This window comes from Bacillus sp. YC2 (assembly GCF_019891195.1).
In the GTDB taxonomy this organism is placed as follows: Bacteria; Bacillota; Bacilli; order Bacillales; family Bacillaceae; genus Bacillus.
This window is the reverse complement of the sequence record NZ_JAHXDO010000004.1, coordinates 222,454-244,289: the sequence shown is the minus strand read 5'-3', so window position 1 is coordinate 244,289 and position 21,836 is coordinate 222,454. Positions and strand designations below refer to the sequence as shown.

General features: G+C 43.2%; 33 protein-coding genes and 1 tRNA gene. 11 read left to right on the top strand and 23 right to left on the bottom strand.

Features of this window, described 5'->3' with window-relative positions; all coding sequences use genetic code 11:
- Positions 1-23 precede the first annotated feature (23 nt).
- The 3 genes from KY305_RS09595 (at position 24) to sinR (ending at position 1,545) form a co-directional block, all read left to right on the top strand.
- Positions 24-818 (top strand): YqhG family protein, encoded by a 795-nt coding sequence (locus KY305_RS09595; RefSeq protein ID WP_223062325.1) that lies wholly within the window; start codon positions 24-26, stop codon positions 816-818.
- A gap of 184 nt (positions 819-1,002) precedes the next feature.
- Positions 1,003-1,176, top strand: a complete 174-nt coding sequence (sinI, locus tag KY305_RS09590) for an anti-repressor SinI (protein ID WP_223062324.1) — start codon at positions 1,003-1,005, stop codon at positions 1,174-1,176.
- 33 nt (positions 1,177-1,209) lie between these two features.
- On the top strand, positions 1,210-1,545 hold the full coding sequence (gene sinR / locus KY305_RS09585; RefSeq protein WP_003153104.1) for a transcriptional regulator SinR: 336 nt from the start codon (positions 1,210-1,212) through the stop codon (positions 1,543-1,545).
- Between the two features lie 48 nt (positions 1,546-1,593).
- Here the strand turns inward: sinR and tasA are convergent, their stop codons facing one another.
- From tasA to tapA, 3 genes are all read right to left on the bottom strand, one after another.
- A complete protein-coding gene (tasA, locus tag KY305_RS09580) occupies positions 1,594-2,379 on the bottom strand; it encodes a biofilm matrix protein TasA (protein WP_223062323.1) in 786 nt (261 codons plus the stop codon).
- A gap of 63 nt (positions 2,380-2,442) precedes the next feature.
- Complete coding sequence (gene sipW / locus KY305_RS09575; protein WP_223062322.1) at positions 2,443-3,027, bottom strand: signal peptidase I SipW; 585 nt, start codon at positions 3,025-3,027, stop codon at positions 2,443-2,445.
- Entirely contained in the window at positions 2,999-3,670 is a 672-nt protein-coding gene (tapA, locus tag KY305_RS09570) for an amyloid fiber anchoring/assembly protein TapA (protein WP_223062321.1), read from the bottom strand. Before tapA ends, sipW begins: the two co-directional genes overlap by 29 nt.
- 264 nt (positions 3,671-3,934) lie before the next feature.
- Here tapA and KY305_RS09565 point away from each other — a divergent pair, with 264 nt between their 5' ends.
- Positions 3,935-4,261: a DUF3889 domain-containing protein gene (locus KY305_RS09565; RefSeq protein WP_223062320.1), complete on the top strand. Its 327-nt coding sequence runs from the start codon at positions 3,935-3,937 to the stop codon at positions 4,259-4,261.
- Between the two features lie 42 nt (positions 4,262-4,303).
- Here KY305_RS09565 and KY305_RS09560 read toward each other — a convergent pair whose 3' ends face one another.
- The 9 genes from KY305_RS09560 to KY305_RS09520 form a co-directional block, all read right to left on the bottom strand.
- Positions 4,304-4,483, bottom strand: coding sequence for a YqzE family protein (locus KY305_RS09560; protein WP_223062319.1), 180 nt, complete (start codon positions 4,481-4,483; stop codon positions 4,304-4,306).
- A 56-nt stretch (positions 4,484-4,539) separates the two neighbouring features.
- On the bottom strand, positions 4,540-4,917 hold the full coding sequence (gene comGG / locus KY305_RS09555; protein ID WP_223062318.1) for a competence type IV pilus minor pilin ComGG: 378 nt from the start codon (positions 4,915-4,917) through the stop codon (positions 4,540-4,542).
- Positions 4,918-5,415: a competence type IV pilus minor pilin ComGF gene (gene comGF, locus KY305_RS09550; protein WP_316252440.1), complete on the bottom strand. Its 498-nt coding sequence runs from the start codon at positions 5,413-5,415 to the stop codon at positions 4,918-4,920.
- A complete protein-coding gene (comGE, locus tag KY305_RS09545; protein ID WP_223062316.1) occupies positions 5,327-5,641 on the bottom strand; it encodes a competence type IV pilus minor pilin ComGE in 315 nt (104 codons plus the stop codon). Before comGE ends, comGF begins: the two co-directional genes overlap by 89 nt.
- On the bottom strand, positions 5,625-6,062 hold the full coding sequence (gene comGD, locus KY305_RS09540; RefSeq protein ID WP_223062315.1) for a competence type IV pilus minor pilin ComGD: 438 nt from the start codon (positions 6,060-6,062) through the stop codon (positions 5,625-5,627). The genes comGE and comGD overlap by 17 nt, the downstream gene beginning before the upstream one ends.
- A complete protein-coding gene (comGC, locus tag KY305_RS09535; protein WP_223062314.1) occupies positions 6,052-6,360 on the bottom strand; it encodes a competence type IV pilus major pilin ComGC in 309 nt (102 codons plus the stop codon). Before comGC ends, comGD begins: the two co-directional genes overlap by 11 nt.
- A gap of 5 nt (positions 6,361-6,365) precedes the next feature.
- The gene (gene comGB, locus KY305_RS09530) at positions 6,366-7,403 is read right to left on the bottom strand and encodes a competence type IV pilus assembly protein ComGB (RefSeq protein WP_223062313.1); all 1,038 of its coding nucleotides are present in this window, start codon (positions 7,401-7,403) and stop codon (positions 6,366-6,368) included.
- Complete coding sequence (comGA, locus tag KY305_RS09525; RefSeq protein ID WP_223062312.1) at positions 7,390-8,460, bottom strand: competence type IV pilus ATPase ComGA; 1,071 nt, start codon at positions 8,458-8,460, stop codon at positions 7,390-7,392. The genes comGB and comGA overlap by 14 nt, the downstream gene beginning before the upstream one ends.
- A gap of 208 nt (positions 8,461-8,668) precedes the next feature.
- On the bottom strand, positions 8,669-9,619 hold the full coding sequence (locus tag KY305_RS09520; protein WP_223062311.1) for a magnesium transporter CorA family protein: 951 nt from the start codon (positions 9,617-9,619) through the stop codon (positions 8,669-8,671).
- Between the two features lie 144 nt (positions 9,620-9,763).
- Here KY305_RS09520 and KY305_RS09515 point away from each other — a divergent pair, with 144 nt between their 5' ends.
- Positions 9,764-11,065, top strand: coding sequence for a hemolysin family protein (locus KY305_RS09515; RefSeq protein ID WP_223062310.1), 1,302 nt, complete (start codon positions 9,764-9,766; stop codon positions 11,063-11,065).
- Between the two features lie 49 nt (positions 11,066-11,114).
- Here KY305_RS09515 and KY305_RS09510 read toward each other — a convergent pair whose 3' ends face one another.
- A complete protein-coding gene (locus KY305_RS09510) occupies positions 11,115-11,957 on the bottom strand; it encodes an STAS domain-containing protein (protein WP_223062309.1) in 843 nt (280 codons plus the stop codon).
- A 77-nt stretch (positions 11,958-12,034) separates the two neighbouring features.
- On the opposite strand from KY305_RS09510, the gene KY305_RS09505 reads away from it, so the two are divergent.
- A tRNA-Gln gene (locus KY305_RS09505) sits at positions 12,035-12,105 on the top strand.
- Between the two features lie 63 nt (positions 12,106-12,168).
- Here the strand turns inward: KY305_RS09505 and KY305_RS09500 are convergent.
- Positions 12,169-12,549, bottom strand: coding sequence for a Spx/MgsR family RNA polymerase-binding regulatory protein (locus tag KY305_RS09500; RefSeq protein WP_223062308.1), 381 nt, complete (start codon positions 12,547-12,549; stop codon positions 12,169-12,171).
- 235 nt (positions 12,550-12,784) lie between these two features.
- On the opposite strand from KY305_RS09500, the gene KY305_RS09495 reads away from it, so the two are divergent.
- Positions 12,785-13,030, top strand: a complete 246-nt coding sequence (locus KY305_RS09495; RefSeq protein WP_061527523.1) for a DUF2626 domain-containing protein — start codon at positions 12,785-12,787, stop codon at positions 13,028-13,030.
- Positions 13,031-13,072: 42 nt separating this feature from the next.
- On the opposite strand, the gene KY305_RS09490 is transcribed toward KY305_RS09495, so the two are convergent.
- Positions 13,073-13,711, bottom strand: coding sequence for an MBL fold metallo-hydrolase (locus KY305_RS09490; protein WP_223062307.1), 639 nt, complete (start codon positions 13,709-13,711; stop codon positions 13,073-13,075).
- A gap of 153 nt (positions 13,712-13,864) precedes the next feature.
- Between KY305_RS09490 and KY305_RS09485 the strand changes: the two genes are divergently transcribed.
- Positions 13,865-14,038: a DUF2759 domain-containing protein gene (locus KY305_RS09485; RefSeq protein WP_064485276.1), complete on the top strand. Its 174-nt coding sequence runs from the start codon at positions 13,865-13,867 to the stop codon at positions 14,036-14,038.
- A gap of 32 nt (positions 14,039-14,070) precedes the next feature.
- On the opposite strand, the gene KY305_RS09480 is transcribed toward KY305_RS09485, so the two are convergent.
- The 5 genes from KY305_RS09480 to KY305_RS09460 all read right to left on the bottom strand — a co-directional run bounded on the left by KY305_RS09480 (position 14,071) and on the right by KY305_RS09460 (position 17,910).
- Positions 14,071-14,385 (bottom strand): MTH1187 family thiamine-binding protein, encoded by a 315-nt coding sequence (locus KY305_RS09480; RefSeq protein ID WP_223062306.1) that lies wholly within the window; start codon positions 14,383-14,385, stop codon positions 14,071-14,073.
- 6 nt (positions 14,386-14,391) lie between these two features.
- Complete coding sequence (locus KY305_RS09475) at positions 14,392-15,423, bottom strand: YqgU-like beta propeller domain-containing protein (protein WP_223062305.1); 1,032 nt, start codon at positions 15,421-15,423, stop codon at positions 14,392-14,394.
- Positions 15,424-15,495: 72 nt separating this feature from the next.
- Positions 15,496-16,620 (bottom strand): M14 family metallopeptidase, encoded by a 1,125-nt coding sequence (locus KY305_RS09470; protein WP_223062304.1) that lies wholly within the window; start codon positions 16,618-16,620, stop codon positions 15,496-15,498.
- Between the two features lie 84 nt (positions 16,621-16,704).
- Positions 16,705-17,667: a glucose kinase GlcK gene (gene glcK / locus KY305_RS09465; protein ID WP_223062303.1), complete on the bottom strand. Its 963-nt coding sequence runs from the start codon at positions 17,665-17,667 to the stop codon at positions 16,705-16,707.
- 18 nt (positions 17,668-17,685) lie between these two features.
- Positions 17,686-17,910, bottom strand: coding sequence for a YqgQ family protein (locus tag KY305_RS09460; RefSeq protein ID WP_223062302.1), 225 nt, complete (start codon positions 17,908-17,910; stop codon positions 17,686-17,688).
- Between the two features lie 202 nt (positions 17,911-18,112).
- Here KY305_RS09460 and nhaC point away from each other — a divergent pair, with 202 nt between their 5' ends.
- Positions 18,113-19,477 carry a Na+/H+ antiporter NhaC gene (gene nhaC, locus KY305_RS09455; RefSeq protein ID WP_223062301.1) on the top strand — a complete coding sequence of 455 codons (1,365 nt, stop codon included), beginning with the start codon at positions 18,113-18,115 and terminating at the stop codon, positions 19,475-19,477.
- A gap of 86 nt (positions 19,478-19,563) precedes the next feature.
- Here the strand turns inward: nhaC and KY305_RS09450 are convergent, their stop codons facing one another.
- The 3 genes from KY305_RS09450 to rpmG all read right to left on the bottom strand — a co-directional run bounded on the left by KY305_RS09450 (position 19,564) and on the right by rpmG (position 20,582).
- Complete coding sequence (locus KY305_RS09450; RefSeq protein ID WP_156476226.1) at positions 19,564-19,737, bottom strand: hypothetical protein; 174 nt, start codon at positions 19,735-19,737, stop codon at positions 19,564-19,566.
- 63 nt (positions 19,738-19,800) lie between these two features.
- Positions 19,801-20,355 (bottom strand): 5-formyltetrahydrofolate cyclo-ligase, encoded by a 555-nt coding sequence (locus KY305_RS09445; protein WP_223062300.1) that lies wholly within the window; start codon positions 20,353-20,355, stop codon positions 19,801-19,803.
- A 77-nt stretch (positions 20,356-20,432) separates the two neighbouring features.
- A complete protein-coding gene (gene rpmG, locus KY305_RS09440; RefSeq protein ID WP_003153056.1) occupies positions 20,433-20,582 on the bottom strand; it encodes a 50S ribosomal protein L33 in 150 nt (49 codons plus the stop codon).
- Positions 20,583-20,930: 348 nt separating this feature from the next.
- On the opposite strand from rpmG, the gene KY305_RS09435 reads away from it, so the two are divergent.
- On the top strand, positions 20,931-21,284 hold the full coding sequence (locus KY305_RS09435; RefSeq protein ID WP_003153047.1) for a hypothetical protein: 354 nt from the start codon (positions 20,931-20,933) through the stop codon (positions 21,282-21,284).
- Positions 21,281-21,745, top strand: coding sequence for an MltG/YceG/YrrL family protein (locus KY305_RS09430; protein ID WP_223062299.1), 465 nt, complete (start codon positions 21,281-21,283; stop codon positions 21,743-21,745). The genes KY305_RS09435 and KY305_RS09430 overlap by 4 nt, the downstream gene beginning before the upstream one ends.
- Positions 21,746-21,836 lie beyond the last annotated feature (91 nt).

Sequence of the window (21,836 nt, the reverse complement as noted above, 5' to 3'; positions counted from 1 at the left end):
TATAGAAAAGGAGGATGCGTGACATGAGACAGCAAGAGGTTCATCAATTTTTACTGCGTTTTTTTGAAGCGAATCACTGCCCGATTACTGAACAGGGGCCGGGTTTTATGACGGTTCAGCTTACGGTCGAAATGGACAAACAAATTATGAACCGCCCTTTTTATTGGCATTGGCGTGAAAAAACAGGCGGCGAGCCGAACCCGATGAAGATCACGTTTATCACCGATAAAGAAACGGCCCCCAGCGACCTGGACGGCGAATTTATTTACTTTGGAGCTCCGCGGCTCTTTCAAATCTTTCAAGCAGTTAAACAAAATGGGAGATTTACAAGAATATATGAGAAAATTGTATCAGCCGGAGCCAGAGTGCCGCTTCAGCCCTGGCTTGGGATAAACGTAGTGATTTCATACCAATCCGACATGAAAAAAGACAAACTATTGTCACTGGGCCTTCACCTTGTTTCTGGACAAATCATTGAAGACTTTCAGCGAAAGCTTACACCGCTTCCGCTGACTTCACAAATATCAGACTATTGCTTTACCATATCGCCTATGATTAAGCCCGAAAGCGGTATAAAGCGAATGGAACATTATTTGACGAACTTTGCCGCAGAAGAACCGTCAGATTGGGCCGACGATGCCGTTACAAGATGGCAGAAGGATCTTACGCTGCTAGATCAATTTTATGAGCATACTGAGGAAAAACCTGAAGAATATTATTTGGAAAAAAAAGCGCTGAAAGCCTTATATCAGCCAAAAATTAACATCCAGATTGAAAATGGCGGTTTATTTTTCCTGCAAAGTAATTTTTCTGGATAAGCCTTATCCATTCGACAGCTTTCTCGTTTTTTTTAGAAATTGTATATTATAATAAAAGTATATAGAAAAAATTTCTAGCGTTCCACATGCGATTATTAACTTCCAGACATGAAGAAGGGTACACAATAGGTCATGGCCGGATTGGCTGAAATACATAAACAAGTATTTTAGGAGGAGAAAATGCATGAAAAATGCAAAAACAGAATTTTCACAATTAGATAAGGAATGGGTTGAATTAATGCTGGAAGCCCAAAAAACAAATATCAGCTTAGAAGAGATACGCAAATACTTGCATTCGCATAAAAAGTCTTCTCAACATATCCAGGCCGCCAGAAGTCATACCGTAAATCCTTTCTGAATGTGCTATAATATCACAAGGAAGGTGATGACATTGATTGGCCAGCGTATTAAACAATACCGAAAAGAAAAAGGCTACTCACTATCAGAACTAGCTGAAAAAGCTGGGGTAGCGAAGTCTTATTTAAGCTCAATAGAACGAAATTTACAGACGAACCCCTCCATTCAATTTCTCGAAAAAGTCTCCGCTGTTCTGGACGTCTCGGTTCATACTTTACTTGATGAAAAACATGAAACCGAATACGATGGTCAATTAGATAGTGAATGGGAGAAATTAGTTCGCGATGCGATGACATCCGGGGTATCAAAAAAACAATTTCGTGAATTTTTAGATTATCAAAAATGGAGAAAAGCGCAAAAAGAGGAGTAGTGCCGCCATATGTGCACAACTCCTCTTTTATCTCCCCGCCAGTTTGAATTAGTTTTTATCCTCACTGTGGGCCTTTTCATTCTCTTTGACGTAACCGTCTTTATCTGTATGATCTTTTGTAATAGTCAAGCCGTTCCATTGTGTCGCTTCAAATGAGAATTGAAGAGAAATGGCATTGCCTTGGAATTTATTCTGGACATTTTGCCCATCTGCGTCTTTAGCGGTATCATTTTTAAACCGGATTTCCATCCGCACTTGGTCATAATCAACAGGCGTTTTCGGCACACCGTCATACTCAGGCGCAGTCTTACCGTTAATGGTCGCTACATTCACTTTTCCGCTCGCGCTTAGGAATTTTGAATCAATATGCTTACTGATGGCTTCAGCAGCTGTTTTATCCTGTTTCGTTGACATCAAATACAAGTCTTTCAGGTTGGCAGCCTTTAGAATAATATTCTTAGGATAGCCGTTGCCCCCTTCTTTTCCGACCGTCAGCACGGTAATTTCAAACTGGCTGAGGAAGTCCTCCGCAGATCCGTTTCCTTTAGCTGCCCCTTTGAAATCTGTAAAATTCAGGGCCATTAATACTTCTTTAATCGCAAGCGATCCATTATTTCTGAATTCGAAATCTTTCGTTAATTTATCGCCCGGTTTTAAGTTGGATAAGTTTACATTGGCTGATTGTTCTTTTGCCGATAAATCAAGAGTTCCTGATGCAAACGTGGCATCCGTTGTCTTCACATCATTGAATGCGGCCCATGTGCCGCCTCCGATTAATGCTAATCCAAGTGCTGCCGAAGCAACGCCCAAGCTTAATTTCTTTTTCATACCCATTTTAGTATACTCCCCTTATTAATTTTTTTGTTATCAAATCCTGTCGCCAGGTTGCAACTAAAGTCAAGTAGATATAGTGCTGTTTTTCGCATTCTCTTCAAGCGCTTTTGTTTTTCGGTCAATATCGCGGATAGCGCTGCCGATTACGGTAATCGAATAAATTAACAGCATGATGCCCGGAACGATTAACAGAATAGCCGTTCCGATCGGCTGGCTTGCTAAATGTATGACATATCCTGCATACGGAAGCTGATATCCCGTATACTGGGCCATAACCTGTTCTGATTGCACAGGAGCGGCATCTGGGGCAGCGTTATGATCGCCTTTTGTTTCAAATAACAAATGCCCGTCTTTCTTTGTTATGCCGATAATCCTATGTGTCACGGCTGATCCGTCATCTTGTGTAAAGGTAATGACATCGCCTTCTTTTAAGGCGTTTACATCAGGAATTTTCTTCACTGCAATTAATGAACCCGTCTTGAACTCCGGGTCCATCGAACCTGACAGCACTGATTTCAGCGTATAGCCGAATATGGACGGCTCTCCGCCGGATGCCCGGGTCGATATGACAGTCAAAGTCAGCACAATAATAAAACTGAAGATGACGACATACAAAATATTACTGATCAGTTTCATCGTTTTTTTCATTTTCTTCCCCGCTTTCTTTCGTCCGTTCAGCCGGCTCTTTCTCTGCTTTTTTTACGGCAGAAGCTGTCGGTTTTTCCTGGCATTTGACAAGCTTCATAGGTGCTGACCATTCAAATTTTTCTTCACTTGCCGGATAACCCTCAGGCTTATAAATTTTAAATGCGTATATGCCCGGCTGTAAGGCCCGTTTCGACTCAATCCTATAGAGCAAATCGCTTTTTTTATCGGTGACAAGTCCTTTATCAATGACATTGCCGTTTTGTAAAGGTTTATGTGCGGAAGCGATTTTGTGAAGCTCCCATTTCCATTCAGATATCGTTTGTTTTTTACCTTTATTTTCCAGTTCAACATAAAGGTGAAGCGGAGCACACACAGTGCCTTTCGTATCGGTTTGGTTTATTACGTGCAAATCACTTTGATCCCAGCGTTCGTCATAGCGGCAATTGTTATCTGTATTGCGAAAGTCCCCACACGTTTGAACGGGTAAACTGAAGCTTCTCACATCGTTAAAGGAGGAGCTTGTGTCACCGGTAAACTGGGTACATATCGTTATGGCCAAGCCGAAAATGAACGAAAGCTGGAAAAAGATCAGAATCCGCCATCTCGTTTTAGCCCCTTTTTCCGTTCGGAACAATCGGAACATGCCTTACCCCCTGTGAAATCTGTAAATAAATATGACGATCGTTCTTTTTAAAGAACCTCATGAGCAAAGTATAATCAACGTTTACCATCTTGAAAAATGTCAAAAACGGTCAATTTGTTCGTTTTTAAGAATATAATCTTTTAAAAACATCGTTTTGCTCCAAATTACTCATCTTTTTGGAATTTTTTCTAATAAAATGCGGAAAAATAAAGGTATGGCCACAGAAAAATTAGAAATGATATGCAGTGAAAGGGTGATTTATTCATGATCAAACAGTGTTTGATTTGCCTTTCTCTTCTTGTTTTTGGGGTTTCAGCAGCAGCTCAGGCAGAAGGAATGCCGTATTATGCTGTTCACCATAAGTCAAAATGGGAAAAGGTGGCAGAAAGAGAAGCAAAAAAAAGATATCCTCTCTCACAAACCTTATTTATTCAAAAGGTGTGGGATCGGAAAAGAACAGATGAAGCCGTCAAACAATATCACCTAACGTTAAGAGAAGGGTCCAAAGAATTCGGCGTGTTTGTAACCATTTCATTTAATCCTTATAGCCAGAAAGTGAATAAAGTTGCCGTCATTGAGGAATTTCAATAAGGCCCTCCCGATTTCAGGAGGACCTTCCGCACGTTTAAGCTTTTATTTTTTCCGCTTCATCCACAGCTTAAATCCATATGGCAATATACCGAACCAATGCTGAGAAGCAGGAGCTTTTTTCTCTTTTCGCACCTCTTTTAGTTCTTTTCGCTCATGTTTAGGCGTATCTATATATTTAACGAATTGCTCAGTCATATATTTTACATAATCGTTTGTTTTCACGATTTTCACCTCATATTGCTGTCTTTACTATGAAGTGTTGGCTCGTCTGATCCTTTTTATACTTCGATCCATTGAATCAGTTTTTTCTTCTTCTGATCAAATGAAATGTGCGCCTCTCTTTTCGTACCTGAACGCGTCTCTCCTTTTATAAAAATGTCCAATGCACCCTGATGAATTGGGCCGCGGATTTCATAAGATACAACGCCGTATGAAAAACGTTTCTTGCCGGATTGGCCTTTTTGTCCTTGTAAAACATGACGGATGGACAGCAGCGCGCCGTTCTGAAGCAGATTCTCTCCGGCGTAATACTCAGCCGTCTCTTTTTCAAATGTTTTACGGGTAATGAAATCAGATGAAGTATAACTGATGACCAGTAACATAACGGCCGAAACGAAAAGAACCGCTGGATAAATAAAACCATTTGGTTTGTACATTTAATCTCCTTTTAAATAGGTATAAATCGGGAAAGCAGTATGGTTCTTTTTCCCATTGACACTTGTGATATCCAGAAAAAGCAGGCCGTTTTTCATATACACGTTTAATGACGCCGCATTTTGAAGAACGGGGACGTGGCCTTTTCCGTTCACTCTTTTTCTTATCATGGTTTGATATATTTCAAAGCGCACCTCTTCTCCGCCTGCTTTCCGGCAGGTTACCGCTCTTCCGCCGTCAGCAGGGTTCACGGCTTCGGCATTTTTACATTCATTCATGATCTGCTGAATGGCAATAGTCTTTTCCTGTCCGTCTATTCCGCCGCCTTCCGTCTGCCGGGACAAAAACAGGTGTAAAACCGGTGTTAGCGTCCCTGATAGAAAAAGGCAGATCGCCAAGGAAAACAAAACATTAAGAAGCGTAAAGCCACTTTGTGCTGAGAATATTGAGGCAAACGTTTTTTTCTCCGCGAATGGCCGTACATACTTTTTGATAATCACCCTCCTCCTTCCACGTTACAACAGAAGACGGCAGCCGCTTACCGGACATCATATATGCGCTGATGTTCTCATGAAGAAGCTGATAGGCTTCTTTTTGATCTTCTATTTTCTGTTCATCCGCGAGAATTCCTGACCAAACAGGGACGATGGAAATCATGAAAAACAGCCAAATCGCGAACGCGGATAAAGACTCAATTGTTGAGAACCCTTTATTTCCGTTCTGCATAAACGTTTCCGCTCCCTAAGTAAACAGTTATTTCATATGTGACTCCGGCTGTTTTCACATCAATTTTCCCGCCGGAATTCGGATGTCCTTTTTCGTTAAATTCAAGCTGCTTCGGTAATGTGGACAGCGCAATCTCCATTTTTCCAAAGGACCGCTCAACAATGCTTCCGCCAATAGACAGTTTGTATTTATGTTCCTTCGGCAAAAACGTAATACTTGTTCTTTTATGTTCAGCGATAGCGGTTTCTTGGGCCAGCTGAATGTCTTTTTGCAGCTGGTCTGCTTTTTGCCGTACCGCAATATGAGTATAAACAGGAGGAAAAGCCGTGAAAAAAACAGTCAGTAAAACAGAGGCCAGACTTAAAACGACCAGGCTTTCAAGAAGGGTGAATCCGCCTTCTGTCAGCCTGTTACTGCTCAACTGTTACTTCCCCGCCGCTTATTAAGACCCGTTTTCCATTCGGGCACGCTGTATTCTTTTTGATGTACCCCTCTGACTGCAAGTCGCCGATATCCGGCGTTTTTCCTTCATGATCGATTTCGTATGCTGTCACTTGAGCCTTCACCATATTTTGCAATCCTTCACAGCCCTTGTTTTGAATGCTTTGATTATGCTTAGTTACATTAGGAATTGTGATTAAAAGCAAAATGGAGACGATAAATAAAACGATCAGCATTTCAATTAAAGTAAATCCATCTTGATTCTTCAGACAAAGCACTCCCTTTACATTTGGTTCATCATTTGATACATCGGCATCAGCATCGACAAATAGACGATTAAAATCATACCGGCGACAACACCGTAAATTACCGGCTGAAGAATGCCGGTATATTTTTCTGCATTTTGTTCAAGCCGTTCCATCATAAATTGGCTGTATGTAAAAAGTTCACGATGAAGCTGGCCGCTTAATTGTCCGTGACTGACTGCAGCGGCAAAGTCTTTTTCATAACAGGGATGGCGGTAAAGAGCCGATTCAATCGTTTCTCCGGCTTTTAACCGCTCTATGATATTCTCTGCTTCTTGCCGGTAAAAAGGCAGAAAGGATTGTTCTTTAAAAGCCGTTAAGCTGTCGTATATGGAAAGGCCCGATTTTAGCAGGCTGCTGAGCTGCAAGGAAAAAAAGTAGCTGTTGAAGAGCACGGCGGCTTTTCCTATAAGAGGAATTTTTACGAACAAAAGCATTTTGTCTTGCGGGGATTTTTTCTTAAAAACGAACCAATAGTACAGAAACATGATAAAAGCGGCAAAAAACATAATCGCACAAGCCGCATGAAAGTGCTGAAAAAACGCAAAGATAACAACGGTGGAACGTGAGGTTTTCATATTCATGGACTGATAAATCCCTGAAAACTGCGGGATAATCATACTTTGTAATATATAAAACATCACAAAGACTGAACATATTAAAAACATCGGGTAGCGGAGCATTTTTCTGATTTGATTTGTCTGAGCCAGCTTTCGCTGCAGCAATTCCCCGCTTTGTTTCACTGCAGCAGGCAATTCTCCGTGTTTATCCGCAAAATAGCAAATACTTACGGCTTCTTTATGGAAAGACATCGTCTGTAATACTTGATAAAAAGCATCGCCTTTACTTAACTGCCGGATTGCAGACGTCATTTCTGATAGCTGCCGCTTATGGAGCTGAAGTTCCAGCAGCCTCAGACCTTCAATCAAGCTGTATCCTTTTTCGGTCATCTCACCGAGCCTTTTCAGCAGATTGGCTTGATCTTTTAGCGGCCATGTTTTTTTAATCGGCTTCATGGTACACCCACCGGTCGTAATTACTTGATGTGACATACCCAAGCGCAATGCCTTTTCTGATCAGCTTGCGGAGCGTTTGATACTGAAAATTGGCCTGTTCGCCCTTTGCTTCTTGAAAACATTGATTAAGATTTTTCCCGTACAGCAATTCATAAATACCCGCACGCCGTGTCTCTCTGGACAGCCGGCAGTATACGGAACAGCTTTTATCTTTGCAAAACGGACACGTTAAATCGACTAATCGCTGGGCGGCAATTGCAATGACCGTTTGTTCAATTTCACTCATCTTCACCCCGAATTCAAGCAATCTGTAAATGGCGCCTTTTGCGTCCCGCGTATGCAGGCTCGAAAGAACGAGATGGCCTGTCATGGCTGCCCGGACCGCGATTTTAGCCGTTTCGGCGTCTCTGATTTCTCCTAAAATAATCATATCGGGATCATGCCTCAGAATCGCCTTTAAACCTGCTGAATAAGTAATCCCGGCTTTTTCATTCACCTGTACTTGAAGGACATCTTCATCTCTCGTTTCTACGGGGTCTTCAAGCGTGACAATCCGCCGGTTAAAATGCTGTTTTGCATATTTGACGAGCGAATAAAGGGTCGTCGTTTTTCCTGAGCCGGTCGGGCCGGTGAAAAGGAGCATACCGTGAGAATGTTTTAAAAAGGACAATAACGTGGCACCTGCGCCCGGAAATAAGGACAGTCTGTCAATCGGCGGAATTTGACGCTGAGGTAAAAGTCTGATGACCAGGCTTTCTTCATTCATCGTCGGCAGTGTTGACATCCTCAGATGAACCGTTTCCGTTTCAAGCGGCATGGAAAGCGATCCGTTTTGCGGCTTTCGCCTTTCTCCTATATCCATTGCCGATAAAAACTTAAAATGAGAAATCAGCCGCACACATTCTTCTTTTTTCATGACCCGTTTTTTCACTAAAGCGTGGTCAATGCGAAAATGAATAAAAGCATCACGCTCTCTCGGCACAATGTGTATATCAGAAGCCCTTGCCATATATGCCTCGTATATGATTCCTCTGCTGTACGTTTCGATTTTCTCCATGAAATCCCTCCTTCCGACACGTATTGTACATTAGATACACGGCGGCCTCAAAAGAGGAAACGTGCGTTTTTAGGATGCATCCAGTATGAAAAAACAAAAATAAACCAGTTAAAATCAATTAACCCGCATAAATAGCCTTCCATTCAGCGATTTTGGCTAATAAAAAAAGCAGGGCTGCTGCCTGCTCATTCAGCCCGCTGACCATAAATCAGCGGGTGTTTTTTTTATGAAAATATTTCTTTTGCTGCTCTTTGAGAATATCACCCGTCCAGCCCTTATGCCTTAAATAAATATAAATCAGCAAAGTGGAAACGATGATGAGTATGATAGATCCGAGATATGCATACTTCCAATGCAGTTCCGGCATGTTGTCAAAGTTCATTCCCCAAAGCGCCCCAAGTGCGGTCATCGGCGTAAACAGAGTCGTAAAAATCGTCAGGGCTTTTACAATTTCATTTCCTCTTTGTGAAGTGATGACCTCTTCTGCGTGCAGCAAGTTGCTCAGTTCCTGATCAAATTCATTTATATATGTAATGCCTCTCGTGATTTTTTGGTCGGTTCGCCGATAATCTTTTTGCTGGTCATTTTTCGGCAGAAAGGCTTCTTTTAATGCCATCTCCACTTTTTTAGCGTTTAAGGTTAACCCTTTCCAAATGAACAGTTCATGGCGCAGTTTATGCACATTTTCCAGAATTCCTTTGCTGTTGTCATCGTGAATCTGCCATTTCAGAATCCGCTGCTTGACTTCAAACTCATCCAGTCCGATTAAGTATGAATTCATCAGCTCACCGAGCAGGACAAAAAAACCTTCAATCGCGTCCCCGCAGGTTTTGATTTGCTGCGTAGCATGCTTTTCTTTCACACCGCGAAGAATAGAAAAATCAAAATTAATCGTAAAAAAGAATTTCCTTGTAATGTAAAAATGCACCACGGTGTGATCCTTTTCGTCTTTTATTCCTTGATGATAGATTAAGGAGCCGAAAACCGCTTCATTATTCGGGTCATTTGTATCAGAGCGTAAAAAGTTAATATGATTTTCGTTTTCAAACCACTTTTCGCATTGCGGCCAGTGGGTAAAATGGATAAGTTTTTTTGCTTCTGTTTTTTCGTGGGGCCCGAGCTGATACCACAACCAGTCGTCACCCGAATAAATCTTCATATGCTGCAACCTCCTGTATTCATTTCTTTTTTAATTGCCCAAATTGAAGAGGGTTAAACAAGCCAGCATGTTTGATCAGCTTTATACAGTGGTATTAATCCGAAAAAAGGGGGGTGCAAGCCTTCCTGCGCGGAAGGCGTTCCATTGTATATAATCAAACTATCAGTCATTACACTATTTATTTTGTTAACGGCATGTTTTGTCGCCGTTGAATTTTCAATTGTTAAAGCAAGACGTTCCCGCATGAACCAGCTTATCCAAGAAGGAGTGAAAGGAGCAAAGGCGGCAAAGCATGTCATCACTCATCTTGATGAATATTTATCAGCATGCCAATTAGGAATTACCGTAACGGCTTTAGGGCTCGGCTGGCTTGGAGAACCGACAGTGAGGGCTTTGATTCAGCCTCTTTTTTTAAAGACAGGCTTACATGAAACCGTGTCACATGTTTTATCGCTTATCATCGCCTTTTTATTGGTTACATATGTGAATGTCGTCATCGGCGAGCTGGCGCCGAAAAGTTTTGCCATTCAAAAAGCGGAACGAATTACGCTTTTGTTTGCAAGACCGATGATTTTGTTTTATAAGCTGATGTTTCCGTTCATTTGGCTTCTCAACCATTCCGCCCGGCTGATTACAGGCCTGTTCGGGCTGAAACCCGCTTCCGAACATGAAATGGCTTATACGGAAGAGGAACTGAGAGTGCTTTTGGCGGAAAGCTACCGCAGCGGCATGATTAAAAAAAGCGAATTGCACTATGTAAATAACATCTTTACATTTGATAAGCGCACCGCAAAAGAAATTATGGTGCCCCGGAACGAAATGGTGAGCCTGCCTTTAGAAAGCGGATCGGGACATATTCTTCGAGACATTATCAAAACAAATAAATATACCCGTTACCCCGTCGTTAAGGGAGATAAAGACCATGTTGTCGGTATCATAAATATTAAAGAGGTGCTGTTCAAGTTCTTATCAGGAGGGGCTGCTTTTACGAAACATGAGCTCAGCCCTTACATTCAGCCCGCCATCCATGTCATCGAAACGATCCCGATTTATCAATTGTTCGTCAAAATGCAAAAGGAACACGCCCATATGGCTATCCTTATTGATGAGTATGGCGGAACCGCAGGATTAGTGACGGCAGAGGACATTATTGAAGAGATCGTCGGAGAAATCCGGGACGAGTTTGATACAGATGAAACGTCCTCTGTGCAAAAGCTCAGTGACAGCCGCTATATCCTGAGCGCCAAATTGCTGATCAGCGACGTCAATGACCTGCTGGGAACAGAGATTGCTGCTGACCAAGTTGACACTCTCGGAGGCTGGTTTCTCACTCAGTATATTGATGCAAAACCGGGCAGCACGATAGAATGTGACGGATTCACATTTACGGTCAAAGAAATTGACAGCCACCATATTATCACAATCGAAGCTGACAAAGCTGAATAGCTGGAAGAGGTAACTCCTCTTTTTAGCCATTCAGCTTTTTTCTGATTCTTTATGATTCTTGAACGATAAATCCGTTTTTTGATAACGCCTTCGCCAAGCTTTGCTCCGTTCTGACTTTAGAAAAATCAATGCCGAGCTTCACAACGGTTTGTGCGATTTCCGGACGGATGCCCGAAAGCGTCGTCTCAATGCCGAGAAGTTTTGTGCTGTCGATGACTTTAAAAATTTGATAGGCTACCATCGTATCAACAATCGGCACGCCGGAAATATCCAAAAACAAATAGGAAAGCCGTAACGAGGCACATTGCTCAAGCACTGATTCTAAAATGGTTCTTGCCCGGTACGTGTCAATCTCGCCGACAAGCGGCAAAATGCCAATGCCCTCTGCAATCGGCATAATCGGGGCGCTTAATTCATTTATCATTTCTTTTTGTGCGTTTAATTGAGTAATTGTGACTTTATGATATTCCTCCGTAAATACTTCGATAATGTGGTCGATTGCCTGATTCAGCCGCTCGCCCCACTGAAAAACAGCTTCATTGGACGGCTGCTCTGACATGGTTTGGCTGCATGTCTGTATCCGTTTCCAGACAAGGGTTCGAAATTCCTTAAGACGGCCGATGCTTTCATACACTGGCACCTCATGGACGGCGCGGTCCCTTGCAAATTGCAGCCCCCACATGGTCAGCTCCTCTTTTTCCTCTTTTTTTCCGACTAATGCTTTTGCGACGATTGTCAGTAAGAGGCGGTGCCTTTTTTCCGCGTTCTGATCAGCTGTGTTCCGCCCGGACGGTGATTCCCGCTGACCTGCCGCCGTCAGCAGCCATTGATGTGTAATTCCCCCGGATTCGTCTGTTAATGCTTGAAATAACGCTTCATTTAATTTTTCCATAGGTCTCCTCCATTCTTGTTTTCGTTATTTTTTATGTATAAAAGCTCTCGGGCCGCACATACTACAATTACTGTCGGTGGGCTATAGCCAAGCGGTAAGGCAATGGACTTTGACTCCGTGATCGTTGGTTCGAATCCAGCTAGCCCAGTCTGCCAACCGCGAAAAAACGAAGATTAGCTGATATTTTGATCAGCGGATCTTCGTTTTTCTCTTATGATACAGATTGATGTACTGTTTTTTTCTTTGTGAGCTTCATCAGCTCTCCGGGATTATAACCGATTACCAGTTTTTTATGATCGATGAGAATCGGCCGGCGCAAGAGCTTCGGTTTTTCAATTAACAGCTCCAGCACTTCATTTACAGTCATTTCTTCGATATTCAGATTCAGATTTTTAAAGGTTTGGCTTCTCGTTGCTAAAATTTCATCAATTCCTTCTGTCGTTAAAGATAGAATGTGCTTTAATTCATCGATTGTCGGTGTCTCCCTGAATAAATGGCGTTCATTAAAATCAATTTTGTGGGCTTTTAACCAATGCTTTGTTTTTCGGCATGATGTGCAGCTTGGATATGAGTAAAAAATAAGATCTTTCATTTTTAAAAATTCCTCCCTCAAATGATCCGTCTCTTTGTTAACATAAGTACCCTGAACTTTTTTTCGTTAAACTCATTTCAAAAAGTTTTTCAGATTCTTTTTTAAAAGGACGGCATATCATAAGAACACAGGGAAAGACATAAATTCCACAATAAATATAATCATGAAAATGTTTACATTTTTACTGCCGATCTATTATAATGATGACAGATAGACTCTCGGGAGGGGATAAGGAATGAATCGCATGTTCCGGGTGTTAGGATTTTGGACGGGAATTTTTGCAGTCATGTTTTTTTTAGGTGATATGAAGGACGCATCTCTCTTGTTTTTTGGACAGACGATCTTTTTCGTATTTCTTTCTTATTTAAATTTAACTGAACGGATGTATATTTATATTTTCGGAGCGTACTTAACCGTGTTCTTCGCCGGATTTACATATTACTCTATTTTTATTATGACACCTGGCGGCGGGAGCCACTGATCTAAAAAGAGACAGACCGATAACGGTCTGTCTCTTTTTCTCTTATAAGGAAAATCCGTTGATAAACGGATTTTGCTCCTGTTCCGTCTGTACGTCTGTTTCCGGGCCGTGCCCGCTTAACACAAGCGTATGCTCCGGCAGCGTCAGCAGCTTTTGGTGGATGGACTTAAGCAAAACTTCTTGGCTTCCCCCATGTAAATCAGTGCGGCCGATGCCTCCCTGGAAGAGCACGTCGCCTGAAATCACCAGATCGGCGTCCTTCACATAATAAGAAACACTTCCGGGTGAATGTCCGGGCGTAAACAAAGTCTCTAAATGAAACGGCCCGATGTCAAGTGCGCCGTCTCCTTCAATCAGCCGCTCAGCGGGACGTGCCGTTACGGCGATGCCCCGTAAAATTCCCGACCCGTTTAATGAAGGGTCTTCCAGCCACTTTTCTTCATTTTTATGAAGGTAAACAGGCACATTCCATTTGTCTCTTACATCGTCAAGCGCGCCGATGTGGTCAAAATGGGCGTGGGTCAGCAAGATTGCCAGCGGCTTCAGATTTTTTTCTTTTATGTAATTGTTGATTTTATCCGGTTCGCCGCCCGGATCAAAAATGAGACATGATTGATCTTCACTGATCAGAAAATACGCATTTGCCTGAATGGGGCCTGCCGGCATCCGTCTCCATTTCACTTTCATCACCTCTTTATGTATATGCCCCTATTATGAAGGTTTTCAGCAGAAGATTCAATCAATGCATGCCCAAAACGCTATCGACAAACAAAATGAAAACGGTTAAAATAAAATGGAAAGATTTTCAGGTCCCAATGACAAAGGAGGCGCATGATGTTACTTGTTGTAATCTTCGGCCTTGTCGCGTTATTAGCTGTATTAGGAGTCCTGCGGGCTGTCAGACAGAGAAATATACTGGGATTTCTATTTGCCGGCGCCACGTTGTGCGTGTTTGGCTGGTTTGCCGTTATGACCGTTGTAAACAGCGGCTATCCGACTGTACATTAAAACCTGTATCCAATAGGATACAGGTTTATTTTTTATTGCTGCAAATGTTTGTTGACGCTTATGATTTTACTCTCCAGGGTCGTTTCTTTATCCCTTCTGTCATCGATGCGGATATTGGTCGCCACTCTGTGGAGCCCTTTTTGGAAAGGAGCTTCATGAATGTCCTGAATCACCGCAAAAAGGTCGCTCAGCTCCCCTTCAATTAATGTGTTCATCGGAGTGAGCTGAAATTTGATTTTCCCTGCTGCTTTATATCCCTCCAATATTTTCTGAACGTCCGCTACATACGCGCTGACGCTCGGTGTCTCAGTTCCGATCGGAATAATTGTTACATCTGCAATGGCCATCTGTATTCAAACTCCTTTTTCATTTGTTATGATGGGTTCCATCATACCTGTTGCCAGTGAAATCACACGGTCATATGTGTAACCGTATAAAGCATATTCCCCGTTTGGAGAAAGCTGAATCGGCTCCATTGCCGCATGCCCAAGCACCGTCCGCTCCTTTTCATCCTTCAGGTCAAAAACGATGAGCTTATATAAACGGCCGTCAGGCTTAAACGTGTAAAACCGCTTATGTATTTGATCGTAATCATATTCCATCGGTGCCGGGCTCTCATATTTCATTTGAAGCGGGAAGCGGTGTGTAACGGCTTGCGGCGCTTGAAAAATAAACTCACCTGTTTGTCTGACAGCAACCGTCATCCCTAAATATGAATCGGCTGCAATGACGTGATCCAGCTGCTTTTTCTCTTTTTTTGATTGTAAATCGTACGAATATAAAAGGCCCTCTTTATCGCTTTTCCCTTGTTTGATATATTGAAATCCTTTAGAGGACGTCCAATGGATAAAAGGGGTTTGCACCGGGCTGTTTCGCAGCATGCGGTTTTTCAGATCTGCCGTGTAGGTTTTAAAGTCCCAGGTTTCAGTAAAAACCGTAATCATCATTTTATACGGGTCGTACGGATTCCAAGCGGTCTCTAATTCATATGTGTTAAACGATTGGTGATACAGATTGTCACCTTGCCTGTTTAACAGCACCAGCTCGGTCCGCCCGCTGTATGTAACCTGTACGAGAATCATTTGTTCTTTCTGGTTAATCTTCACATTGACAATATGGCCCTTTGTTTCATAAAGCTTTTTTGATTTGCCGCTAAACAGGTCATATGTGAACAGCCGATGATGCGCATTATCAGACGATGTATAAACAATGGTCCGGTCATCCACCCATCCATCCGCTTTCTCCGCTTCATTTTTGCTGAGCGGAATGATTTTCTGTTCTGCTGATTTCGCCGATACGCCTGTGTCATGCTGCTGATGAGATGGTTCACAGGCCGCTAAGCACAAAGCGAATGCGGACAGCAGAACAAAAGACAAATATCTCACCAGCCTTCCCCCCATTCTTTTCTATTGTCCCATATTTGTTTATGTAAACAAATGAGAAATTTCATCTGTGACTCAAAAAATAAGCGACCTCCATAAAATTCCTTTCGTCGCTTTATAAATATCAGCAAACATATGAAAAGGCAAAGGATTTTTTCCTTTCCCGAGTTCAACTGTATAGCCTTCTTTTCCATATTGCTGAATAAACCAATCTCTGAAGCCGGCATGGCTGTCGATATCCCTTATGCCTTGATAGCGGTTTTCGCTTATTGCTTCAAACTCCCGAACAACTTGACACGATTCTTCCGGCTCAATCCCCATGTATCCCCAATAAATTTCTTCCCCCTGTGTATGAAGGGCGATCAGTCTGTCAGGCGGCTCTTCCGTAATCAGACGGTGAATGGCTGCTGCCTCCGGTTCGGTCAGCGGAGCAGTGCCCGGAAAATCACGGTATGACGGAGCCTTCGGTTTGCGCTGGCGTTCAATGTCCCAATGAGCAGGAAAATGTTTATTTAAATCGACACCGTTAATATTGGCCTTCCATTCGCGAAAATCAGGGCGGTGTTCATTCAAAGCAGACAGACATTCACTTTCACCCGATAAAGCGTCACTTCCGTAAAGGACAAGGTCAACACCGTCCGGGTTCACCATCGGGACGAAAGACAATGATGTCCGGCTGAATATGTCAATAGCAGAATACCCGAATACGGTTTTATTTTCGCATAATGCCGCACAGTATTCTTTAAACCATCTGAGCGCAACAGACGTCGTAATCCATTCATTGGCATGAAAAGATGCGTTCATGTGCACTTTTTTCGGGGCTGTATTCGCTCCTGCCCTCAGCTCATACAGCGGTTTGCCTAGAACGGAGAAGCCGATTTGCCGGCATGTGACAAATGGAAAGACGGCTGTTATGTTTTTTATTTCTGCTTCTGCCGCTTGAGCGCCGTAAATCCTTTCTTCCTTCAGCCAGTTATCAGCAGGAAGAATTTTTTTGCAGGTGCCGGTAAAACGGGACAGCTCACTCAGCGTCTCAATTACACCGTCTGAATGCTTATTTATGACATACCCGGGACAGAATAATTCATCGCTTTTCGCCGTTTCGTTAGCGCTTGCCAGAAGCCTTTCATCAATGTGAAGCAGCTGGGCAACGTCAGACATATTTTGTTTTACTTCAGGCTTTACACGAATTCCCGCCATTTTCATCCCCCTTTTTTTGTTACTATATGACAGAGGGGATAAAAAAAGAAAGCCGCCCGCTTTTATGGGCAGGCAGACTTTCTGTCAGCAGTTTTGATGTTTCAGCCATTCATTTTTGGCAATCCACGCCCCGCCAATGACTCCGGCGTCATTGCCAAGCGACGCAATAGTAATGTCCGCAGCTTCTGCTGAACGCGGGAAAGCGGTTTTTTTAAAAGTCTCTTCCACTTTTGCCCGCAGAAGCTCACCGGCTCTTGAAACGCCTCCGCCGAGCACAATTTTTGTCGGATTCATGGCGCTTGCCAGATTTCCAAGCACAAGCCCGAGATGCTTTGCTACGTAATCGACGACTTCTAACGCCGTCTCATCCTGTTGCTCTGCCGCTTCAAATACGTCACGGGCCGTCAGATGGCGTACCTGGGACAGCGTCGACTTTTCGGCCGCTCCAAGCTTTTCTTTTGCGATCCTGACAATACCGGTGGCGGACGCGATCGTTTCAATACAGCCCGACTTTCCGCAGTTGCACGGAGCCCCGCCCTCCGGAATGCTGCAAATGTGGCCGATTTCTCCGCCGGCGCCGTTTTTTCCGTGAACAATCTCTCCATTCACGATAATGCCGCCGCCGACTCCCGTACCGAGAGTAACCAAAATGACATCTTTTGCCCCGTCGCCGGCTCCTTTCCACATTTCTCCGAGTGCGGCGATGTTGGCATCGTTTTCGATGACGGCCGGGATGCCCGTTTCCGCCTCAATATGATCTTTCAGGGGATAGTTTTTCCACCCCAGGTTCGTTGTTTCATAGACCATTCCTGTCGCCATTTCGACAGGGCCGGGCGCTCCCATGCCGATCCATTTTACCATTCGTTTCGGCATGTTCAATTCCTCCAGCTTTTGGTCAATGGTCTTTGCTATAGTGACTGTAATTGTATTTCCCGATTTATCGGTCGGAACCTCCCATTTATGCTGAATTTCGCCGTACATATTAATAAACGCCAGCTTGATGGTTGTTCCGCCCAGATCAATACCCGCAAACCATGTCTCTTCCATAACTGTCTCCTTTTCTTATCATAACCAGCTATTTACCTGTCTTTTGATCCGTTCTGATTCCTGCTGGAGAACACTTGCGGCCTTTTGCCACAGTTCTCTTTCAATCACGTTCGACAAGTACATCTCCTTTAATTCATCTTTCATAAAATCAATTTCCGCTTCTCTGTCACCAAAATATACAATATGCCCGAATGACTTTAGCAGCTGCTGTACGTCATAAAATGTATTCATCTTCTTCACCATTTCTTTTCTTCATAAAGTAAGCGTATTTCATCTCTGTTCCGTGCGTCAAGCAAAAAACGCATGGAGAAAATATCCTTGGGTTATTTCGATCATTTTATATTCATAATTGTAAAAAAACACGCATTTCTGCTTTTTTCTGTTACAATACTTTCGTGCCCAAAAGCACAAAAGGATTAAAGTTTTGATTTGATGGGGTGTTGTTTTGAAACCAGAAAAAAGGCTGACTTTCATTTCAGCCATCAGTTTATTTCTCTTGATGTTAGCAGTCATTATTTCCTGTCTGTTTTTCTTTCATACCGAGCCGCATATTCCGCTGTTTTTCTGCATCGTCATTCTTTCAGCGGCCGGTTTATGGTACGGCTTTTCATGGGAGAGCCTTGAAAAAGGGATAGTGAACGGGATTAAAAACGGTGTACAGCCCATTATCGTGCTGGCGCTGATCGGTGTTTTAATCGGCGCGTGGATGTACAGCGGCGCCATTCCGACAGTTACCGTTTACGCTTTATCGATTATTCAGCCGAGCCAGCTGCTTTTGACCGCATTATTTTCCTGCATGATCATCAGCACGCTTGTCGGTTCCAGCCTGACAACAGTCAGTACAATCGGTGTTGCGCTGTTAGGGGTAGCCAGCGCGGCGGGAGTTCCGCTTGAATGGACGGCAGGGGCAGTAATCTGCGGGGCTTGCTTCGGTGATAAAATGTCACCCATGTCCGACACAACCAACTTTGCCGCCGGAATTGGCGAAATTCCGATTTTTACGCACATTCGCCATATGATGGGCACAACCGTCCCGGCTTTACTGATTACAATTGTACTCTTTTATTTTCTCGGTTTATCCGTTTCTGCGAATGCTGCCTCAACTCAGAACATTGAAGCTGTCATTACCGGCATTAAAGAGGCCGCCCACGTCACTCCCTGGGCGCTGCTTTCTCCTCTTTTGGTGATCGTGCTTGCGGTCAGACGGATTCCGGTGGTTCCAGTGCTTACTGCCGGCATTATTTCTTCAGGCCTTCTGACAGCTGTTTTTATTCCTGATGGCAGTATTCAGGGATTCATGTCCGCCCTTCAAAACGGCACGATGTTTAAAACCGGCAGTCAGGCGGTTGCAAGCATTATTAACAGAGGGGGGCTCCAATCCATGATGGGATCCGTCTCTCTGATCATGATCGCTTTCGCTCTTGGCGGCTTGATGGAAAAAACAGGTTTGATTTCTGCACTGTTACAAGGTCTGACAAAAGGCGTCCATACGAAAGGAAGGCTCGTGCTGGCGACGGTCTGCTCAAGCATAGGAGTGAATCTCGCGACAGGCGAGCAGTATTTATCGATTTTAATTCCGGGGCAGTCATATAAACCGTTATATGACAGGCTCAATATTAAACGGGTCCATCTGGCCCGGTCGCTTGAAGACGGCGGGACATTGATCAATCCATTGATTCCTTGGGGCGTAAGCGGCGCTTTTATGGCAAGCGCGTTAGGGGTTTCTGTCATAGACTATTTACCGTTTACCTTTTTCCTTTATCTCTCTCCAATGATTTCAATCTTGCTCGGGTTCCTCAAAAAAACCTGACAAAACGGTAACGCCTGCCGGCTGCAATCGCCGGCAGGTTTTTTCGCGTGAAAAAATGAAAAAATCCCGCTTTAAAACGGGATTTTTTAAAATGCCTGCTGAATAAATTTATTTCTGATGAACGGTATCTTTAAAAAGAAGTGAATAAACGATTGTCTGATTCTCGGCTGGCTGAGCACGCTGTTCATAAGACGGTAGCGATTTTGATAAACAGCAAAAACAGAAACGGCGCATAATGAATAGATCAACAACTTTTTCATAATATCCCTCCTGCCCCTATCGTTTGTTAAATGACGATAATTATTCTGAGCGGGAGAAAAATTTCAGGTGATGGTTTCACACTCGGTCAATAAAATGTCAACCGGAATATCGTGGGGCATTCGGGGAATATCATTTGTGAGCTGGCAAGCAAAAAGAAGTGAAACCGCAGGCCCATTATAACCGGCCAGGAAACGATCATAATATCCTCCGCCATAGCCGATTCTGAAGCCTTCCCGGTCAAAGCCTACGCCGGGCACGATCACCAGATCAATGTCCTTTTGCTTCACTTCCTCCGTCCGGCTTACGATCGGTTCACTGAGACCCGCATAAACGGTTTCAAGCTGATCATTTGAAGAGAAGGTGCGAAACTGCATGGCTCCTGTACCTGGTGAGCATTTTGGAATGCACACTTGTTTTCCTTCTTTCCAAGCCTGTTCAATTATCGGCCGCGTCGGGATTTCCAGGCCTCTCGAGATGGTGATGGCGATCATGCGTGCTTGTTCCCATTCTTTTAAAGAAAAAAGCTTTTCTCGTATGATCAGGGATTTGGCTTCCCGTTCACTTTCTGTTATGTCTGAAAGCTTTGTTTTTATTTTTTTTCGGATTTGTGCTTTCACGTTTCTCAGCCTCCTGAAAGACAAAAAAGCCAGAACTTTTATCAAAGCTCCAGCTTTTGTCACCGTTATTAAACAGCTTATTTTGTTTCACGGTGTAACGTAGATTTTTTATCACGTGGGCAATATTTTTTAAATTCAACGCGGTCTGGATTGTTGCGTTTGTTCTTTTTAGAAATATAGTTACGCTCACCACATTCAGTGCAAGCCAAAGTAATATTAACGCGCATTATTTTCCCTCCAAACTAAATATCATTTACTTATTCAGACTTATATATAATACCACTATAATGGACGGAAAGCTAGAGCTGATTTGAATGAAATGTTTTTTATTAAGAAGAAACCATAAGATCATCCTCAGGATGCTGAAACCGTCCCGCCGCAAAGCGATGACAAAAAATGACGAAACAGGTCAAAAAAGGGCTTTTTACTGCGAATGTTATAGTGAAGCAAACGGTTATGAGCCAAACACAAAAGATTTCTCGACAAATTTCCGTTTTTTTCTCTAATTCCTTTTGAATGCCGGCGTTTTATGGTATAAAAAAGAAGGGCAAATTAATTATAGAAGGTGATGAAACGTGGAAATTGCTATTATTGCGTTGTTTATCGTCAGTATAGCGCTTATTGCATTCTCATATTCTCAAAGAGATCCGATGAAAGACGTAGAACAGGAGCTTGAAACGCTTCAGCTCTCCGCCATGCAGGAAATTTACAAGTTAAAAAAGAAAATGACGGTGCTTGAAGAAGAATTACTGGAAACCAATCTGGTCATCCGCAAAGCAAAAAGCAGCGGCATTAACCAAAAAATCGCCAAACAAATCATTTCAAAATACAACAACGGGATGTCCGCTGAGGCCATCGCAAAAGCAGAGCACGTGTCTGTCGAGGATGTCAATACGATTATAAAAGACAACGAGAAGGTGCTCGTATGACGAAACGGGGCATTCAGGCTTTTGCCGCTGGCATCATTTTAGCGACTGCCGTACTCGCCGCTGTCTTTTATTTGACTGACAATGACCAAGCGTCTGCCGTCAAAACTGAAAAAACGGCGCTGACCGAAAAAGAAGTAAACAGTTACCTCGACTCTCAGCAAAAGGTTTCGGTCAACCGGGACGACTATCAAAAACTGCTTGATTCAAAAGAAAAATCCTTAGACACAGACCAAAACTCAGATACAAAAAAAGAAAAGAAAACATATAAACTGACGATTAAAGACGGAATGAGCACCGCTGATGTGTCGTCCATTCTTGAAAAAGAAGGAATTATTCCTTCTGCAGAAGACTTTAATGATTATGTGATTGACGCGGGCTATCATAAAGAAATCCGCGCCGGCCATTTTAAAGTAGATTCAGGTATGAGCTTCAAAAAACTTGTCAAAACATTAACCCGCTAAAAAGGCTTGCTGGCATCATCCATTCAGGTGGATACGGCCGACAGGCTTTTTTTAATGAACGGAAAATCAAAATGGGCCCGGTCATCTGACC

Coding starts and splice junctions, on each gene's coding strand:
- comGE (WP_223062316.1), bottom strand. CDS start 5,641: ATGCAGAACGGAAATAAAGGGTTCTCAACAATTGAGTCTTTATCCGCG.
- KY305_RS09470 (WP_223062304.1), bottom strand. CDS start 16,620: ATGGCGGGAATTCGTGTAAAGCCTGAAGTAAAACAAAATATGTCTGAC.
- glcK (WP_223062303.1), bottom strand. CDS start 17,667: ATGGAAGAGACATGGTTTGCGGGTATTGATCTGGGCGGAACAACCATC.
- KY305_RS09495 (WP_061527523.1), top strand. CDS start 12,785: ATGAATCGCATGTTCCGGGTGTTAGGATTTTGGACGGGAATTTTTGCA.
- KY305_RS09595 (WP_223062325.1), top strand. CDS start 24: ATGAGACAGCAAGAGGTTCATCAATTTTTACTGCGTTTTTTTGAAGCG.
- comGB (WP_223062313.1), bottom strand. CDS start 7,403: ATGAAGCCGATTAAAAAAACATGGCCGCTAAAAGATCAAGCCAATCTG.
- tasA (WP_223062323.1), bottom strand. CDS start 2,379: ATGGGTATGAAAAAGAAATTAAGCTTGGGCGTTGCTTCGGCAGCACTT.
- KY305_RS09480 (WP_223062306.1), bottom strand. CDS start 14,385: ATGGCCATTGCAGATGTAACAATTATTCCGATCGGAACTGAGACACCG.
- KY305_RS09430 (WP_223062299.1), top strand. CDS start 21,281: ATGACGAAACGGGGCATTCAGGCTTTTGCCGCTGGCATCATTTTAGCG.
- KY305_RS09500 (WP_223062308.1), bottom strand. CDS start 12,549: ATGAAAGATCTTATTTTTTACTCATATCCAAGCTGCACATCATGCCGA.
- KY305_RS09510 (WP_223062309.1), bottom strand. CDS start 11,957: ATGGAAAAATTAAATGAAGCGTTATTTCAAGCATTAACAGACGAATCC.
- KY305_RS09565 (WP_223062320.1), top strand. CDS start 3,935: ATGATCAAACAGTGTTTGATTTGCCTTTCTCTTCTTGTTTTTGGGGTT.
- comGG (WP_223062318.1), bottom strand. CDS start 4,917: ATGTACAAACCAAATGGTTTTATTTATCCAGCGGTTCTTTTCGTTTCG.
- KY305_RS09460 (WP_223062302.1), bottom strand. CDS start 17,910: ATGGTGAAGAAGATGAATACATTTTATGACGTACAGCAGCTGCTAAAG.
- rpmG (WP_003153056.1), bottom strand. CDS start 20,582: ATGCGCGTTAATATTACTTTGGCTTGCACTGAATGTGGTGAGCGTAAC.
- sinI (WP_223062324.1), top strand. CDS start 1,003: ATGAAAAATGCAAAAACAGAATTTTCACAATTAGATAAGGAATGGGTT.
- KY305_RS09520 (WP_223062311.1), bottom strand. CDS start 9,619: ATGAAGATTTATTCGGGTGACGACTGGTTGTGGTATCAGCTCGGGCCC.
- comGA (WP_223062312.1), bottom strand. CDS start 8,460: ATGGAGAAAATCGAAACGTACAGCAGAGGAATCATATACGAGGCATAT.
- tapA (WP_223062321.1), bottom strand. CDS start 3,670: ATGTTCCGATTGTTCCGAACGGAAAAAGGGGCTAAAACGAGATGGCGG.
- KY305_RS09485 (WP_064485276.1), top strand. CDS start 13,865: ATGTTACTTGTTGTAATCTTCGGCCTTGTCGCGTTATTAGCTGTATTA.
- sipW (WP_223062322.1), bottom strand. CDS start 3,027: ATGAAAAAAACGATGAAACTGATCAGTAATATTTTGTATGTCGTCATC.
- KY305_RS09450 (WP_156476226.1), bottom strand. CDS start 19,737: ATGAAAAAGTTGTTGATCTATTCATTATGCGCCGTTTCTGTTTTTGCT.